This window comes from Streptomyces sp. NPDC057543 (assembly GCF_042801895.1).
Classification (GTDB): Bacteria; Actinomycetota; Actinomycetes; order Streptomycetales; family Streptomycetaceae; genus Streptomyces.
The window spans coordinates 1-17,577 of record NZ_JBHVFF010000182.1 but is presented as its reverse complement, the minus strand read 5'-3'; the positions used below and the strand labels follow the sequence as shown (position 1 = coordinate 17,577).

General features: G+C 71.4%; 10 protein-coding genes. 6 read left to right on the top strand and 4 right to left on the bottom strand.

Annotated elements, in window-relative coordinates; translation table 11 throughout:
• Nucleotides 1–66: 66 nt before the first annotated feature.
• Nucleotides 67–657 (bottom strand): hypothetical protein, encoded by a 591-nt coding sequence (locus ACFU8Q_RS26735; RefSeq protein ID WP_384458224.1) that lies wholly within the window; start codon nt 655–657, stop codon nt 67–69.
• 137 nt (nt 658–794) lie between these two features.
• On the bottom strand, nt 795–2,057 hold the full coding sequence (locus ACFU8Q_RS26730; protein ID WP_384458222.1) for a nucleotide sugar dehydrogenase: 1,263 nt from the start codon (nt 2,055–2,057) through the stop codon (nt 795–797).
• Between the two features lie 301 nt (nt 2,058–2,358).
• On the opposite strand from ACFU8Q_RS26730, the gene ACFU8Q_RS26725 reads away from it, so the two are divergent.
• Nucleotides 2,359–4,065, top strand: a complete 1,707-nt coding sequence (locus ACFU8Q_RS26725) for a glycerol-3-phosphate dehydrogenase/oxidase (RefSeq protein ID WP_384458220.1) — start codon at nt 2,359–2,361, stop codon at nt 4,063–4,065.
• Between the two features lie 253 nt (nt 4,066–4,318).
• On the opposite strand, the gene ACFU8Q_RS26720 is transcribed toward ACFU8Q_RS26725, so the two are convergent.
• Entirely contained in the window at nt 4,319–5,398 is a 1,080-nt protein-coding gene (locus tag ACFU8Q_RS26720) for a serine hydrolase domain-containing protein (protein WP_384458218.1), read from the bottom strand.
• A gap of 121 nt (nt 5,399–5,519) precedes the next feature.
• Between ACFU8Q_RS26720 and ACFU8Q_RS26715 the strand changes: the two genes are divergently transcribed.
• The 5 genes from ACFU8Q_RS26715 to ACFU8Q_RS26695 all read left to right on the top strand — a co-directional run bounded on the left by ACFU8Q_RS26715 (nt 5,520) and on the right by ACFU8Q_RS26695 (nt 16,106).
• Entirely contained in the window at nt 5,520–7,547 is a 2,028-nt protein-coding gene (locus ACFU8Q_RS26715) for a serine/threonine-protein kinase (RefSeq protein ID WP_384458216.1), read from the top strand.
• A gap of 183 nt (nt 7,548–7,730) precedes the next feature.
• Nucleotides 7,731–10,496 carry a serine/threonine protein kinase gene (locus ACFU8Q_RS26710; RefSeq protein ID WP_384458214.1) on the top strand — a complete coding sequence of 922 codons (2,766 nt, stop codon included), beginning with the start codon at nt 7,731–7,733 and terminating at the stop codon, nt 10,494–10,496.
• A 130-nt stretch (nt 10,497–10,626) separates the two neighbouring features.
• A complete protein-coding gene (locus tag ACFU8Q_RS26705) occupies nt 10,627–12,345 on the top strand; it encodes a serine/threonine-protein kinase (RefSeq protein ID WP_384458212.1) in 1,719 nt (572 codons plus the stop codon).
• A gap of 178 nt (nt 12,346–12,523) precedes the next feature.
• Complete coding sequence (locus ACFU8Q_RS26700; protein ID WP_384458210.1) at nt 12,524–14,152, top strand: succinic semialdehyde dehydrogenase; 1,629 nt, start codon at nt 12,524–12,526, stop codon at nt 14,150–14,152.
• A 79-nt stretch (nt 14,153–14,231) separates the two neighbouring features.
• Nucleotides 14,232–16,106, top strand: a complete 1,875-nt coding sequence (locus ACFU8Q_RS26695; RefSeq protein ID WP_384458208.1) for a GMC oxidoreductase — start codon at nt 14,232–14,234, stop codon at nt 16,104–16,106.
• An 84-nt stretch (nt 16,107–16,190) separates the two neighbouring features.
• On the opposite strand, the gene ACFU8Q_RS26690 is transcribed toward ACFU8Q_RS26695, so the two are convergent.
• Nucleotides 16,191–17,228 (bottom strand): LAETG motif-containing sortase-dependent surface protein, encoded by a 1,038-nt coding sequence (locus tag ACFU8Q_RS26690; RefSeq protein WP_384458206.1) that lies wholly within the window; start codon nt 17,226–17,228, stop codon nt 16,191–16,193.
• Between the last annotated feature and the right edge of the window lie 349 nt (nt 17,229–17,577).

Below are 17,577 nucleotides of genomic sequence, written 5' to 3'. Positions count from 1 at the left end.
GTCCGGGCCCTCCCGTATGTCGCGGGCGAGGCCGTGATCAGTCGGCCTCGGTCACGTCGGCCGTGATCAGTCGGATGCCTTGCGGGCGGCCGAGAAGGCGACCACTCCGGCGATCACGATGAAGACGAAGGTCAGCGCGTCGGCGTCTTCCTTCCACACCTTGTTCAGGTCGCTGAAGTGGTCGAAGAAGATCTCGCTGACGGAGAGCGGCAGCTGCTTGCTGATGATGATGGCCTCGCCGAGCAGCTGGCCGAAGTAGACACCGATCAGCGCGAGGACGGCACTGATGGCCGGCAGGGCGGTGTTGCGGCCGCCGACCTTGCCGGCGGCGAAGCCGACGATGGCGCCGACACCCACGGCCGCGTAGCCGATCTCGTGCTTGGTGGCGCCGACGATCGCGCCGTAGATGCCTGCGGCGACGAGGGCCGCGACGACGGCGGCGGCCAGGCCGAGCCCCAGGTTGTCGCGGGCGGGGGCCATCGGGGCGAACGGCGCGCCGCCGAACGGGACGCCGGGCTGGCCCGGTTGCTGGTCCGCGAACGGGTTGCCGGTCGGGACGCCGGGCTGGCCGGGTTGCTGGTCCGCGAACGGGTTGCCGCCGCCGGGGTGTGCTTCGTACGGCTGCTGCGGCTGGTTCGGTGGCACAGGCTGGCTCATGGGTGGGATCCCCCCTGGGACGGAAGCGCACGATTGTGCGAGAAGTGACGCCGCAGGCTAGCAGTCGCCCAGGACATCGCCCACCGAAATCCCTGGGAGCCCTTGGGATCCTCTTGAATCCCTGGGGAACCCGCTTCTCACAACCGGTGTGCAGCCCCTGCCGGGGTCGCACCCCGGGTGTCCAGGAGCAGTTGGGCCTTCACGGCGAGGCCCTGGAGGTCGTACGTGCGGTGGTGCTGGAGCAGCACTGTGAGGTCCGCGCTCGATGCCGCCTCGTACAGCGAGTCGGCGCGCGGGACAGGGAGCTCACGGACCCGCCAGTCCAGGACGTGCGGGTCGTGGTAGCCGATCTGGGCGCCCATGTCCATCAGCCGGGCCGCGATCTCCCGGGCGGGGGAGGCCTCCTGGTCGGCGAGGTCCGGCTTGTAGGTGACCCCGAGCAGCAGCACCCGGGCGCCGCGTACCGACTTGCCGTGCTCGTTCAGGAGGGTGGCACAGCGCTGGATCACGTACTGCGGCATCCGGTCGTTGATCTCCTGGGCGAGCGAGACCATCCGCAGGGGGTGGCCGGGGGTGCGGCTGTTGTACGGAAGGTAGCCCGGGTCGACGGGGGCGCCGTGGCCGCCGACGCCGGGGCCCGGACGGAACGGCTGGAAGCCGAAGGGCTTCGTCTCGGCGCACCGGATGACGTCCCACAGGTCGACGCCGAGATCGTGGCAGAGCACCGCCATCTCATTGACCAGGGCGATGTTGACGTGCCGGAAGTTGGTCTCCAGGACCTTGGTCATCTCGGCTTCGCGCGGCCCGCGGGCCCGGACCACCTTGTCGGTGAGCCGGCCGTAGAAGGTGGCGGCGGATTCGGTGCAGGCGGGGGTGAGGCCGCCGATGACCTTGGGGGTGTTGGCGTAGACGTGGGTCCTGTTGCCGGGGTCGAGGCGGCTGGGGGAGTAGGCGAGGTGGAAGTCGCGGCCGGCGCGGAGCCCCGAGCCCTCTTCGAGGAGGGGCAGTACGTAGCTCTCGGTGGTGCCGGGCTGTACGGCTGATTCCAGCAGGACGGTGGTGTGCGGGCGCAGTCGGGCGGCGAGCGCGCGGGCCGCGTCGCCGACGGCGGTGAGGTCGAGGGTGCGGTCGGCGCCGAGCGGGGTGGGCGCGCAGATCACCGCGGTACGGATCCGGCCCAGTTCGGCCGGGTTGGTGGTGGGCCGGAAACCCCCCGAGAGCATCCGGCGGAGGTCCGAGGCGGTGAGCGATCCCTCGACGGGGGTGCGGCCCGCGGCGAGTTCCGCGTAGGCGCGTGGGTCGGTGTCGTAACCGACGGTCTGGACACCGGCGGCGACGGCGGCTTGGGCGAGGGGCAGGCCGAGGTGGCCGAGTCCGATGATTGCGAGGTCTGCGGGCATGTGGATGGGCCGTCCTTCCCGTGGACCGACCGGCGGATGGAGGGCGCCACCCCCTATTTGCCGGTCGGTCCAAGACGCATGAGAGCGGAAAGCGCAACCGCTGGGGACAGCGCAATGTCAGACTAGGCGTAAATATGACCTATATGTCGCATTGTGTGGCCCTCGTCGACCTGGTGTTGTCCACAGGCGGTGGCCGAAGTCGTGGACGGCGGACAGAATCGAGAGGTGGGCACGGGGCGTCCGACCGCTCGGTCGGGGCGCGCCCGGTGCCGGACCACCCCGATCTACCCGGGAGGCAGCGGTGAGGACAGCGACACTGGGACCTGCGGAGCGCGCCGAGGCGCTCGCCGCGATGGCCGAGCGCGAACTGGACGTGCTGGTCGTGGGGGCGGGCGTGGTCGGCGCGGGTACGGCGTTGGACGCGGTGACGAGAGGTCTCTCGACCGGCCTGGTCGAGGCGCGCGACTGGGCCTCGGGCACATCCAGCAGGTCGAGCAAGCTGATCCACGGCGGGCTGCGGTATCTGGAAATGCTCGACTTCGCCCTGGTCCGGGAAGCGCTGAAGGAGCGCGGGCTGCTCCTTGAGCGGCTGGCCCCGCACCTGGTGAAGCCCGTGCCGTTCCTCTACCCGCTGCAGCACAAGGGCTGGGAGCGGCTCTACGCCGGCTCCGGCGTGGCGCTGTACGACGCGATGTCGGTGTCCTCGGGACATGGCCGCGGCCTGCCCGTCCACCGGCATCTCTCCCGCCGCCACGCCCTGCGGGTCGCCCCCGCACTGAGGAAGGACGCCCTGGTCGGGGCGTTGCAGTACTACGACGCGCAGATGGACGACGCCCGCTATGTCGCGACGCTGGTGCGCACCGCCGCCGGATACGGCGCCCGGGTGGCGAACCGGGCGCGGGTGATCGGCTTCCTCCGGGAGGGCGAGCGGGTCGTCGGCGTCCGTGTGGAGGACGTCGAGGCGGGCGGTGAGTACGAGGTCAGGGCCAAACAGGTGGTCAACGCCACCGGGGTCTGGACGGACGACACCCAGGCGCTGATCGGGGAGCGCGGGCTGTTCCACGTCCGGGCCTCGAAGGGCATCCACCTGGTCGTCCCGAAGGACCGCATCCACTCCTCGACCGGCCTGATCCTGCGGACCGAGAAGTCCGTCCTCTTCGTCATCCCGTGGGGACGGCACTGGATCGTCGGGACGACGGACACCGACTGGGACCTGGACAAGGCGCACCCGGCGGCGTCCAGCGCCGACATCGACTATCTGCTCGAACACGTCAACTCGGTCCTGGCCACGCCCCTGACCAGGGATGACGTCCAGGGCGTCTACGCGGGGCTGCGGCCGTTGCTGGCCGGTGAGTCGGAGGCGACCAGCAAGCTCTCGCGCGAGCACACGGTGGCGCATCCGCTGCCGGGCCTCGTGGTCGTGGCGGGCGGCAAGTACACGACGTACCGAGTGATGGCGAAGGACGCCGTGGACGAGGCGGTGCACGGTCTCGACCAGCGCGTGGCGGACTGCGTCACCGAGGACATTCCGCTGCTGGGGGCGGAGGGCTACCGGGCGTTGTGGAACGCCCGGGCGAGGATCGCGGCCCGGACAGGGCTCCACGTCGTCCGGGTGGAGCATCTGCTCAACCGCTACGGCTCCATGACCGAGGAACTGCTCGAACTGATCGTCGCCGATCCCACGCTGGGCGAGCCACTGCCGTCGGCGGACGACTACCTGAAGGCCGAGATCGTCTACGCCGCCTCCCACGAGGGGGCCCGCCATCTCGACGACGTACTGACCCGCCGCACCCGGATCTCCATAGAGACCTTCGACCGGGGCACACGCAGCGCCAGGATCTGCGCGGAGCTGATGGCGCCGGTGCTCGGCTGGGACGAGGGGCAGATCGACCGGGAGGTCGAGCACTACGAGAAGCGGGTGCAGGCGGAGCGGGAGTCGCAGCGGCAGCCGGACGACCTCACGGCGGACGCGGCACGGCTCGGCGCGCCGGACATCGTGCCGATCTAGTGCCGTGACCGGCAATGTCTGCCCCATGAGGAGCGTCGTCCGGTGCGTGTGATCGCGAGGCGGCCGGAAGTCCTTGGACGGGGTCTCCCCTGCTCGAACGGAGTTGAGAGCTTGGGGAAGGAGCTACCAGGGCTTTCGGCCAACGCGGAAGGGGGTCCCCTGGCCCCAAGGCCTTGGGGGGAGCGCGCGTGCTGGACGGCGCGACAGGGGCAAAGCTTGCCGGGAGGGGCACCAGGGCCGGTCCGGGGCCGGTCTAGGGCCGTTCCGGGTGGCTGCAGAACTCCGCGTCGAGCAGCGCCGGTTCGAGTGACTCCGCATCGGTCAGGGCGTCCGTGTCGATCCGGTACGTCAGGGTGTGCCGGCCGTCGCGCGTGGCGGCGGTACGGACGTAACCGCCCGCTATGTGGCCGTTGTGGCCCCAGACGGTGATGCCGCAGGAGAGCCTCTGCGGATAGATGCCCAGGCCGTAGACGCCGTGCGTGGCGCCGGTGTTCAGGAGGGCCGCCAACTGGGCGGGCGGGAGGAGACGCCCACCCAGCAGGGCCGCGTAGAAGCGGTTCAGATCGGCGAGCGTGGAGATCAGCTCCCCGGCAGCGCCCGCCGTGCGGGGGTCGAGTTCGGTGACGTCGCGGAGGCTGCCGTCGGCCGGGTCGCGGGTGAAGCCGCGGCCGTGCGGGGAGGGCAGCGCGGTACGGGAGCCGGGCAGGGACGTACCGGTGAGACGGAGCGGCGTGATGATGCGGTGACGGATCTCGGTGGCGTAGCCGTGTCCGGTGACGCGTCGGATGACGAGTCCGAGTACGACGTAATTGGTGTTGGAGTAGGCGTAGCGGCCGGGGGCGTTCGTCGGACGGTGGGCCAGGGCGACACGAACCGCCGAAGTGGCGGAGAGGGGGTGGGCGGAGGTGTCGGCGGTGTAGTCGTAGAGGCCGCTGGTATGGCTCAGCAGGGCGCGCAGGGTGATGCGGCGGCCGTCGTTGCCGTTGCCGCGGATCAGACCGGGCAACAGTCGGTCGACGGTGTCCGACAGTTGCAGCCGCCCCTCCCGGGCGAGTTGGAGCACGACGGTGGCGACGAAGGTCTTGGTGATGCTGCCGGCCCGGAACCGGTCCTCCTTGCGAATACCGGGTCCCGTCGAGCGATAGGTGTCGTACGGTGCGGAAGAGGCGTGATGGGCCAGCAGCGCCGCCGTGGGAGCATCGCTCCCGGCGACGAGCCGGGGAAGGTAAGAGGCTGCGGGCGTGAGGTGTGGTTCGCTGGGCAGGGTCGCTGTTCCCAGGCCGAACAGCGCCAGCAGCAGCGGGGTGGCGAGCAGCGCCCTGAGTGTCGGCATGGCAGGGATTCCCTTCCTCCGGGCACATCATGACGGGCCCGCGGACCCGGCACCATGACCGGTCCCGGGGTGAGGGACAATGAACGCTCTGCCAGGGCGGGTTGATTCGCAGAGGGGACGCATGTCGGAGGCGGAGCAGGCACGGGAGCCCCAACGGGACAAGGACGGACGTCTCCTTGCGGGGCGTTACCGGCTCGGGGAGGTGCTCGGCCGGGGCGGTATGGGCACGGTCTGGCGTGCCGTCGACGAGACGCTGGGCCGCACGGTCGCGGTCAAGGAGCTGCGGTTCCCCTCGGCCATCGACGAGGACGAGAAGCGCCGCCTGATCACGCGCACGCTGCGCGAGGCGAAGGCGATCGCCAGGATCCGCAACAACGGCGCGGTGACGGTCTACGACGTGGTCGACGAGGACGACCGGCCGTGGATCGTGATGGAGCTCATCGAGGGCAAGTCCCTCGCCGAGGCCATCCGTGAGGACGGGGTGCTGACGCCGAAGCGTGCCGCCGAGGTCGGCCTCGCCATCCTCGACGTGCTGCGTTCGGCACACCGCGAGGGCATCCTGCACCGCGATGTGAAGCCGTCCAACGTGCTGATCGCCGAGGACGGCCGGGTCGTGCTGACCGACTTCGGTATCGCGCAGGTCGAGGGCGACCCGTCGGTCACCTCGACGGGCATGCTCGTCGGAGCCCCCTCGTACATCTCCCCGGAGCGCGCCCGCGGACACAAGCCGGGGCCGCCCGCCGACCTGTGGTCGCTCGGCGGATTGCTGTACGCCAGCGTCGAGGGCACCCCGCCGTACGACAAGGGGTCGGCCATCGCCACCCTGACCGCGGTGATGACCGAGCCGCTCGACCCGCCGAAGAACGCCGGTCCGCTGGAGGAGGTCATCTACGGCCTGCTCGCCAGGGATCCCGATCAGCGGCTCGACGACGCGGGCGCACGCGCACTGCTCAATGACGTGATCCACGCCCCCGAGAAGCCGGACCCGGTGGTGCCCCCGCCCGCGGACGCCACCCAGGTCATGGCGCTGCCCGGGGAGCCCGCCAAGCCCGCCGCCAAGGCGGCGTCGCAGTCCGGGGAGTCGGGGGAGGGCGCGCGGAACCGGCTGCGGGGTGCACTGCGCTCCGTACGGAACGCGAAGGCGGCACCGGCCGCCGTTACCGGCGCGACCGCGGCCTCCGCGCCGCCTCCGCCCTCGACACCTCCGGCGGCCACGCCGTCGGCCGGTGGTGCGGCGGGCCCGTCGAAGTCCGCCCGGACCTCGGCCCCGACGAAGCCGGCCACGGCCTCCGCCGCCGTACCGCCGCCGCGCCCTGCCACGTCGCCGGTCGCACCGCCCCGCGCGTCCATCACGGACGTGGTGCCGCGCCGCACCCTCGCGATCATCGCGGCCGTGATCGTGCTCGCCGTGATCGGCACGGTCCTCGCGCTCACGCTCGGCGGGGACGACAAGAACGACGCGGGAGGCGGCAACGGCAAGGACGACAAGTCCACCTCGGCCGGGGCCTCGACGACGACCGGCGGCTCCGCCGACAGCGGCAACGGCAGCGACAAGGCCCAGGACCCGGGCAAGGACCAGGGCAAGGAACCGGGCAAGGAACCGGGCAAGGACCCGGGCAAGGGCAAGGACGACAGCGCGGACAAGGGCTCGGACGGTTCCAAGGGCGACGACCACGGCGCCGATGACGCGCTGCCCGCCGGATACGGGACCATCAAGAACAAGCGGTTCCACTTCACGATGGCGATGCCCGAGGAATTCCGGCTCAACAGCACGGCCGGCAACAACTCCGGCGGCATCTACAACGCCGACGGCGGCTTCCCGCGCGTCCAGGTCGACTACACCGACTCGCCCGGCGGCGACGCCGCCGCGGCCTGGAACGCCGCGAAGGGCGGTGTCGCGGCCAGCAGCAACGGCTACCACCACCTCGGTGTGAACAAGGTCCAGTACAACGGCTACCCGACGGTCGCCGACTGGCAGTTCGAGCGCACTCAGCAGGGCCAGCGGGTCCGGGTGCTGAACCGGGGCTTCAAGGTCGACGCCACCCACGGCTACGCGATCATGATCAGCTGCAAGGCGAGCGAATGGGACAGCAAGGAGTGCCGGACGCTGCGCAAGACCGCGTTCGACACGTTCGAGCCCACCGACTGATCCGTGGGTGAAAAGGGCCGGGATGTGCCGACCCTGACGCGCGGCCGTCACTTGCCACGTATCGTGAGAGCCGGAAGACCGTACGCAGCCGGAACGGCGGGTCAATTGCACGGTAAGTGACCGCAATTGATGGGTTTGTGCGGTCATCGTGACCGGGGGGACAGCGCGCTCTGGGGAGGCGTCGTGGACGACTACGCGGGTCGGGTGCTTGCCGACCGCTACCGCCTTCCGCTGCCGCCGTCCGACGAGTACGAACTGGCCGAGACCCGGGCGTTCGACACCTACAGCGGACAGGAAGTTCTGGTCCGGCAGGTGCCGTTGCCCGAGGTGGTGGACGCCGAGGTGCTCGACGCCGACGGTCCTTCACGGGCGGCCCGGCAGGTCACCGGGCGTGCCGTGCGGCGCTCCACGGATCCGGCGGTGCGGCGCGCCATCGAGGCGGCGCAGGCGGCGGCCCGGATCCCCGACCATCCCAGGCTCGACCAGGTCTTCGACGTGTTCGCCGAGGCCGGTTCGCTCTGGATCGTGAGCGAACTCGTCATGGCCCGGCCCCTCGCGGCCCTGCTGGCGGATCGCCCGCTCGATCCCTTCCGGGCCGCCGAGATCGGCTCCGACGTGCTGACGGCGTTGCGGGTGCTGCATGCGCACGGCTGGACCCACCGGAACATCACCGTCCGCACGGTGCTGATCTGCGACGACGGCCGCGTCGTGCTGACCGGCCTGGCGGCCGGGGCGGCGGAGGAGGCGCTCTGCGGGTACGTGCCGATGCCGCAGCCCGACGACGAGGAAGAGATCGGTTTCGGCCGTCCGCCGGTCGAGACGGGCCCGTCCGGGCCGTATGCACCGCCCGTCCCGTCCGTCCCACCCGTTTCTCCGGCCGAGGTGCCGGCCTCGCGCGGCCCGGCGGCGATCGAGACGGGTGGAGCGGGCGGCAGCGATCCGTACGGTGACGGCGCGTACAGCGATGGCGATCCGTACGGTGACGACGCGTACAGCGATGGCGGTCCGTACGGCGGTGGCGATGCTCAGACCGGCGCGCAGACCGGTGCGCCCGGCGAGCTGGAGGCCGTACGGCGGCCGGGGAACCCCGCTCCCGGAACGGGGAGCGCCGCGCAGTCGCGAGCCGAGCGCGCCGGAGCCATCGCGGCGTACCGCGCGGGCGCCCTCGCCGCCGCCCGGGCCGGCGAGGACCGGCGCCGGGCCGGGGCAAGCGGGACGGGAGACGCGGAGGACACCGGATCCCTCCCCGTCCAGCGCCTCGCGGGGCCGTCGGACCCGGACCGCGGCCACCCGCAGCCGCCCGGCCCCTGGAGCCGGCCCGCCGAGGACCCGTACGACGAGGACGAGGACGAGGACGAGGACGACGACGGCTACGGAGGCGACGACCAGTCACCGCCCGCTCGGCGGCTGCACCTCACCGGCAGCTGGAGCGACGGGCCCGGATCCGGGCGGCCCGTGCCCGCAGGGGGCTCGGGGGAGGACGCTCTGCGTGCCGATGCCCGCCGCCACGGCAACTCCCCGGCGCTGCCCGCACACCGGCCCGAGCAGCGGCAGGAGCCGACCCGCTGGGACGATCTCGTGGCGAGCGGTCGTACGGGCCCCGCCTACCGCGGTCCCGTCACCACCCTCGCCGCCGAGCGCGCCCGGCAGGCCCGGATCGCCGTCGTCGGCGCGGTCACCGAGCGCTGGGCGCCCGAGCAGGCCGGCCCCGTCCACGAGAACTGGCAGCTGGCGCCGCCGATCGGCCCCGCCACCGACCTCTGGGCGCTCGGCGCGCTGCTCTACCGCGCCGTCCAGGGTCACGCCCCGTACCCCGAGGAGAACGCGGCCGAGCTCGTCCAGATGGTCTGCGCCGAGCCGCCCGCCTTCGCCGAGGAATGCGGTCCGCTGCGCCCGGTGGTCGAGTCCCTGCTGCGTCAGGATCCCACCGAGCGGCCGGATTTCGAAGAGCTGCGCGGCTGGCTGCGCTCCCTCGTACGGTCGGCGCCCGAGCCCGAGGCCGGTCTGGACGTCGTACCGCTGCCCTCCCTCGACAGCTCCCGGCTTCCCGTCGTACGCCGCCGGGGCGAGCTGGTCCGCAGGCGTCGCGGCCGCCTCGGCCAGGGGGTGTCCCACGGTCGCCACCGCCACACGAAGGAGAAGCCCGACCGGCACGACAGGCCCCGGGCGGAGAAGGCGCCCAGAGCACCGCGGGAGCCCAAGGGCCCCAAGGCGCTGCGCACCCCGCCGCCCGGCCGTCGGCCCGGCGAGGGCCGGGCACCGCGACGGCTGGGACGGCTGCTTCTGCTGCTCATCCTGCTGGCCCTGGTCGCGGCCATCGCGTACGCCGTGATGTTCATGCCCAAGGCGGACAGCGACTCCGGCACGCGCTCCTCGGGCCCGGCGTCGTCGGCGTCCGGTTCACCGGAGCCCGGCGACGGGGCGTCCGACGGGCAGTCGCCCTCGCAGCCCCCCGGCGCGCAGCAGCCGCAGACCAGCCGCTCCGCCGTCGCGCTCGCCCCCGGTTACGTCCTGCGCAAGGACCCGGAGGGCTTCGAGATCGGTGTGCTCAAGGGCTGGCAGCGCAGCCCCGCCAACGCGGACCGGCAGATCCGGTACGGCAGCGACGGTTTCAGCCTGCTGATCGTCCCCGGACGCGACACCGTCAAGGCCAATGGCAACGACCCGCTGGCGTACCAGGCCGACAAGGAGCTGGAGTTGCAGCCGTTCCGCGACTCCAGCTGGTCGGGATCGAGCGGGCTGCGCCGGATCGACGTCGGCCGGCAGGCCATGGCCGAGGGCCAGTTCACCTGGCAGGACGCCAGTGGCCGCGAGGTGTACGCGCGCAACCTCGCGATGATTGTCGACGGCCGCTACCACATCCTCCAGGTCATCGGCCCGGAGAACCGACGCGACAAGGTTTCGGACATCTACGAACAAGCCATCGCCTCCTACCGCGTGACGCACTGAAAGTTCCCGTACGTCACCTGGGCAGTGGGCGGAGCGACAAGCATCACAGTGCGGTCTCTTGGGGGTTGCGAGGTTCCGTGGCCGTCCGTCCCCTCCGTAACCTGGCCTCCGAGGGAACGGGGCGGAATACGTGGATCGATCACAGGGCACGGACGCGGGACTGGTGTTGGCCGGAAGGTACCGGCTCGGTGAAGTCCTCGGGCGCGGCGGCATGGGCAAGGTCTGGCGCGCCCACGACGAGGTGCTGCACCGCACGGTAGCGGTCAAGGAGCTGACCGCCGGTCTGTACGTCGCCGAGGCCGACCGGATCGTGCTGCACGCCCGCACGCAGAAGGAGGCCCGCGCGGCCGCCCGGATCACGCACCCGGGCGTGGTCACCGTCCATGACGTGATCGAGTACGACAACCGGCCCTGGATCGTCATGCAGTACGTCGACGGTCCGTCACTCGCCGACGCGGCGAAGGAGTCCGGCGAGGTCGAGCCCCGCGAGGCCGCGAGGATAGGCCTCCACGTACTGGGCGCCCTGCGCGCCGCACACGGTGCGGGAGTGCTGCACCGGGACGTGAAGCCCGGCAACGTACTCCTGGCCAGGGACGGCCAGGTGCTGCTCACCGACTTCGGGATCGCGGCGATCGAGGGTGACTCGACGATCACCAGGACCGGTGAACTGGTCGGCTCCATCGACTATCTGGCGCCCGAACGGGTACGCGGCGGCGATCCCGGCCCCGCGTCCGACCTGTGGTCCCTCGGTGCCACGCTCTACACCGCGGTCGAGGGACGCTCGCCGTTCCGTCGTACGTCCCCGATCTCCACCATGCAGGCCGTCGTCACCGAGGAGCCGCCGCCGCCTGAGCGGGCGGGTCCGCTGGCTCCCGTGATCACCGCGCTGCTCCGCAAGGAGCCCGAGGACCGGCCCTCGGCGGCCGAGGCGGAACGGATGCTGCTGGAGGCCATGGAGGGCCGCGAGCCCCGGGCCGCGCAGGCGTACGTGCCGACGCAGCGCGTCTCCGACGAGATCCTGCGCACGCTCGGCCCGGACGACGCGTCAGGAGCGGGTGCGGGTGCGGATTCGGCAGCGGGAGCCTCCGGTGCTCCTGGTACGGCGGGTGCGCCCGATACGGCCCGACTGCCGCACTCGGACGCCGGTTCCGTCGTCGGCCCGTCGTCGTCCCCGGTGACCCGGCGCAGCCGGAGCCGGTGGCGTACGACGGTCCTGGTCATCGCCGCGGCCGCGCTGGTCGGCGGAGGCGCGGGGTTCGCCGCGATGAAGTACGGGGACCGAACGGACAGCGCCACCGGGCGCGGCGGCACGGGCACGCACGCGACCGACACCCCCTCGAAGCCCAGCACTTCGCGGGCACCGAAGCCGCACACCCCGAGGAAGGGCATACCCGACGGCTGGCATCGGGTGAACGACCCCGAGGGCTTCAGCCTGACCGTGCCCGACGGCTGGGTGCGCCGGGCGGACGGCAACCAGATCGACTACACCCCGGACAACGGCGTGCACTACATCCGGATCAGTATCGACCGGGCGCCCGACTTCGAGAACTCGTACATGCACATGCTGAACTTGGAGAAGCAACTGGCCGAACGGCTTCCCAGCTACCACCGCGAGACCCTGCACTCCAACACGTACCGCGACCGGGAGGGCTCGCTCTGGGAGTTCACCTGGACCGAGACCAAGAACCACCCGGGCCCTCGCCACGCGATCGACCAGATGTACTTCGGGGAGGACGGCGGTCCGGAGTACGCGTTGTACATGACAGGTCCGGCATCGGACTGGGACACGACCCGGGAACAGTTCGACACGATGCTGCGTGGCTGGCAAGCGCCCGACAGCTCCGGCTGAGATCCGACAGCCCGGACCGGGATCTCGCAGCTCGGGGCCCGCCAGTTATGGGTTCGGTGACCGTAGGGGTCCTGATCAGGAGCTTTGTTGCCAGTGATCGCTGGCTTGTTTGTGGGGAGTGTGAAAACCCGTTACTCACGGGTACCCAAAGCGTGCGGCTGGACGTACTCTCGCCCTCATGACGGACTCGCAGGCCTCCACGTCCACCCCCGCAGCCCCGGTCGGCACCAACCCCGTGGCCGCCGCCCCCGCAGGCGTGCGCACCGCCGCCGATGTGGTGACACCCGAGGTGATCGCCCAGCTGACCCGTGGCGTGGCCGGCTCCGGCCGTACGGCCAACCACACTCCCTTCACGGGCGAGAAGCTGGCCGATCTGCCCGAGTCCACCCCCGAGGACGTGGCGGCGGCCTTCGAGAACGCCCGGGCCGCCCAGCCGGCCTGGGCCGCGACCCCCGTCCGCGCCAGGGCGGCCGTCCTGCTCCGCTTCCACGACCTCGTGCTCAGCCGCCAGGCCGAGGTGCTCGACCTCATCCAGCTGGAGACCGGCAAGGCCCGGCTGCACGCCCATGAGGAAGTGCAGGCCGTCGCCGTCGCGGCCCGGCACTACGGGCGCAAGGCCCCCGCGTACCTGAAGCCGAAGCGGCACACCGGAGTCGTACCGACCCTCACCAAGGTCACCGAGCTGCGCCAGCCGCGCGGCGTCATCGGCCAGATCGCGCCGTGGAACTACCCGTTCGAGCTGTCCGTCGGCGATGCGCTGCCCGCGTTCGTCTCCGGCAACGCCGTCGTGATGAAGCCCGACACGGAGACCGCGCTGACCGCGCTGTGGGCCCGGGACCTGCTGATCGAGGCCGGGCTGCCCGCCGAGGTGTTCCAGGTGGTCCTCGGTGACGGACCCGTCGTCGGCCCCGAGGTCGTCAAGCACGCCGACTACGTCTCGTTCACCGGTTCCACCCGCACCGGCCGCGAGGTCGCGCGCGGTGCTGCGGCCCGGCTCGTCGGGGTCTCGCTGGAGCTCGGCGGCAAGAACGCCATGCTGGTCCTGAAGGACGCCGACGTGGAGAAGGCCGCCGCGGGTGCCGTCCGCGCCTGCTTCTCCTCGGCCGGCCAGCTCTGCATCTCCATCGAGCGGCTGTACGTCCACGAGTCGGTCGCCGACGACTTCCTGGCCCGTTTCGCCGCCCGCACGAAGGCCATGCGGCTCGGCAGCTCCCTCGCCTACGGCGCCGACATGGGCTCGCTGGTCGGCGAGCGCCAGCTGGAGACCGTCACCCGGCATGTCGCGGAGGCCGTCGAGAAGGGCGCCCGGCTCGTCGCGGGCGGCGTCGCCCGCCCGGACATCGGCCCCCTCTTCTACGAGCCGACCATCCTCGACGGCGTCGAGGCGCCGATGGCCGTGTGCAGCGAGGAGACCTTCGGCCCGGTCGTCTCCATCTACCGCTTCACCGACGAGGACGAGGTCGTCGCCCTCGCCAACGCCACCCCGTACGGCCTGAATTCGAGCGTCTGGACCAAGGACGCCAAGCGCGGCCACCAGGTCGCCGCCCGGCTCCGGACCGGCACGGTCAACATCAACGAGGGGTACGCCCCCGCGTACGGCAGCGTGCAGTCCCCGATGGGCGGCATGAAGGACTCCGGTCTCGGCCGACGGCACGGCTCCGAGGGCATCCTCAAGTACACGGAGGCGCAGACCGTCGCCCAGCAACGGCTGATCCCGCTCGCCCCGGCGTTCGGCATGGACGACGAGAAGTACGCGGCGTTCATGACCCGCAGCCTGAAGGCGATGAAGGCGTTCCGCCTGCGCTGACCCTCGTAGCAGGGCGTTCCGCCCGCGCTGCCCCCGTAACACCGCAGCACGTTCCGCCCTTTTCGTACCGAGGAGAGCCATGTCCCAGGACAGCCCTGCCCAGAATCAGGCCGAACCGGCCGGTGGGACCGACGACGACGCCGCGTACGACTACGACGTCCTGGTCGTCGGCTCGGGCTTCGGCGGCGCGGTGTCGGCCCTGCGGCTGACCGAGAAGGGATACCGGGTCGGAGTCCTGGAGGCGGGCCGCCGCTTCGGCCCCGGCACCCTCCCCAAGAACTCCTGGGACATCAAGAACTACCTGTGGGCCCCCGCGCTCGGCCTCTACGGCATCCAGCGCGTCCACCTGCTCGGCAATGTGATGGTGCTGGCCGGTGCGGGCGTCGGCGGCGGCTCGCTCAACTACGCCAACACGCTGTACGTGCCGCCGGCGCCGTTCTTCGAGGACCGGCAGTGGGCGTCCATCACCGACTGGCAGGACGAGCTGAAGCCGTATTACGACCAGGCGAAGCGGATGCTCGGGGTCCGGCTCAATCCGACGACGACGCCCTCCGACGTCCATCTGAAGGCGGCCGCGCAGGCCATGGGCGTCGGCGACACCTTCCATCTCGCCCCGGTCGGCGTCTTCTTCGGTGACGGCAAGGACGCCGACGGCACGGCCACGGCGAAGCCCGGCGGCACGGTCGCCGACCCGTACTTCGGCGGCGCGGGCCCTGCCCGCAAGGCCTGCACCGAGTGCGGCGAATGCATGACGGGCTGTCGGCACGGCGCGAAGAACACCCTCAACGAGAACTACCTCCACCTCGCCGAGAAGGCCGGGGCGGTCATCCACCCGATGACCTCCGTCGTCGCGATCGCGGACCACCCGGAGGGCGGCTACCACGTCACCACCGTCCCCACCGACCGCCGAAAGAAGGCGAAGCCCACGCGGTTGCGCGCCCGCAAGGTGGTCGTCGCGGCGGGCACGTACGGAACGCAGACCCTGCTGCACACCATGAAGGACCGCGGCCTGCTGCCCCGGCTCTCGGACCGGCTCGGCGAGCTGACCCGTACCAACTCCGAGGCGCTGGTCGGCTCGCAGACCAGCGACCGGCGCTACCGCAAGAAGCACGGCACCGCGAAGGCCGACTTCACGCAGGGCGTCGCGATCACGTCCTCGATCCACCCCGACGAGAACACCCACATCGAGCCGGTCCGCTACGGCAAGGGCTCCAACGCGATGGGCGCGATGTCCATCCTCCAGGTGCCCTACGGCGGCCGCCGGGTGCTGGGCTGGCTCGGCAACATGGCCAAGCATCCGACCCTCGCCCTGCGGTCGCTCTCCAACCGCCGCTGGTCGGAGCGGACCATCATCGGGCTGGTCATGCAGTCGCTGGACAACTCCCTGACGACGTACCGCAAGCCGGGCGGAATCGGGAAGGGCCTGCTCACCGCCCGGCAGGGGCACGGCGCACCCAACCCGACCCAGATCGAGGAGGCTACGCGCGGCGCCTCCCTGCTCGCCGACGAGATCAACGGCTTCGCCGGCTCGAACATCGGCGAGCTGATGGGCACCCCGCTCACCGCGCACTTCCTCGGCGGCTGCCCCATAGGCGCGAGCGCCGAGGAAGGGGTGATCGACCCGTACCACCGGCTCTACGGACACCCCGGCATCTCCGTGGTCGACGGCTCCGCGGTCTCCGCGAACCTCGGCGTCAACCCGTCCCTCACCATCACCGCGCAGGCCGAGCGCGCGATGTCCTTCTGGCCCAACAAGGGCGAGGCGGACCCGCGTCCCGCGCAGGACGAGGCGTACGAACGGCTGGCCGCGGTCGAGCCGCAGGCACCGGCCGTGCCGAAGGAGGCGTTCGGCGCGCTGAAGCTGCCGTTCCTCGGGCTGCCGAGGGTCCCGCCGAAGACGAATCCGCAGGAGCAGACGGAGCAGATTCCGCAGGAGCAGTCGGAGCAGCGGTAGCAGGGCCTCGGCGGACCGGGACAGCAGAAGGGGCTGCACCCCCCTCCGAGTGCAGCCCCTCCGTGCTTACGGTGACGAGACGCCTTACGCGGCGGCGTCACCGTTCCTGCGACGTCGCACGATGAACATCGCGCCCGCGCCGAGCACGATGGCCGCGCCGCCCGCGGTGGCGAACACCGGCACCGCGGAGGACGAACCGGTCTCCGCGAGGGAGCCGGAGACCTTGCCCGTCGGGTTGTCGGCCGGCTTCGTGGACGGAACCGGAGCGGTGCCACCGGTCTGCGGCGTCGAGCCGCTCTCGCCGGAGTTCACGATCTTGAACTTGTACGCGACGTCGCTGAAGCCCAGGCAGTCCTTGTCGCCCACGTACAGACCGGCGCCGAGGGTGAAGCCGGCGCCGACGGGGGCGGTCGACTTCACGTTGATGCGCAGCGGGATGTCGACCTCGTAACCCGGACGGATCTCGTCGGACTGGCCGACGTAGCCGACCGCGCGGCCGCCCTCGTCGAGGTCCTCCCACGTGTTCGTGTCCTGGTCGAGGGCCTGGAGGCTGACGTGCTTCGACTTGAAGAGGTCGAAGCCGTCCTTGTCGGGAGAGGCGCCCGCGAAGTAGTCGATCTCCTTCACGACGGACTTCGACGAGTTGTAGACGTTCATCTTGAACTGGTGCCAGCCGCTGCCCCGGGCGATCTTGCCGGGCAGGCCGTTGATGGAAATGTCCAGGTCGGACTTGGAGCACTCCGCCGGTTCCTCCGGGTCCTCGGACTCCGACGGGGACGCGGATGCCGAGGAGGACGCGGACGGGGAGGCGGATGCGCTCGCCGAGTCGCTCGCGCTCGGGGTGACCTCGCCCGGGGCAATCTCGCCCGGGGCGGTGCTGCCGGTTGGCTCGGCAGTCTCGCCCGGGCCGGACTCCTCGGCGGGAGCGGTGGCGGACTCGCTGGCGGAGGGGGTCGCCTCGGCCTCCGTGGACTCGGAGTCGCTCGGCGAGGGCGAGGCGGTGGTCTCGACGGCAGCGGTCTCGTCCGTCGTTTCGGCGAACGCAACCGGGGCGGCCAGGATCGCGGCGGGAGCGATGACTGCCGTGGCTGCGGCGAGCGCCATGGTGCGGCGAAGCTTCATGATGACCTCAGAAGTCCGGCGTACCGCTGTGAGCAGTACGGATAAGGGGACTGGCCCGGCGTGGCGGGGGACACGAGCGGGGCCGGTGGTTCCGCATGATTGACCCGTGATCCGCCGCAATGGTTGTCCGCTTATTCACAGAACTTTTATGTGACGCCGCTCACGTGCCCCTCCGTGCCCGATTCGTGGTCGCCCGGGATCTGGACACGGCACATGAGCAAGGGCCCCGCGGACCGGAAGCGGTCCAGGGGGCCCTTGCTGGATGAACACCCGGACGCGGCCTCGGCGCCGAGCTGGACGGGCTGCTCCCCGAGCAAACCGTTCCGACCGGATACGGTCGGCTCCGGGC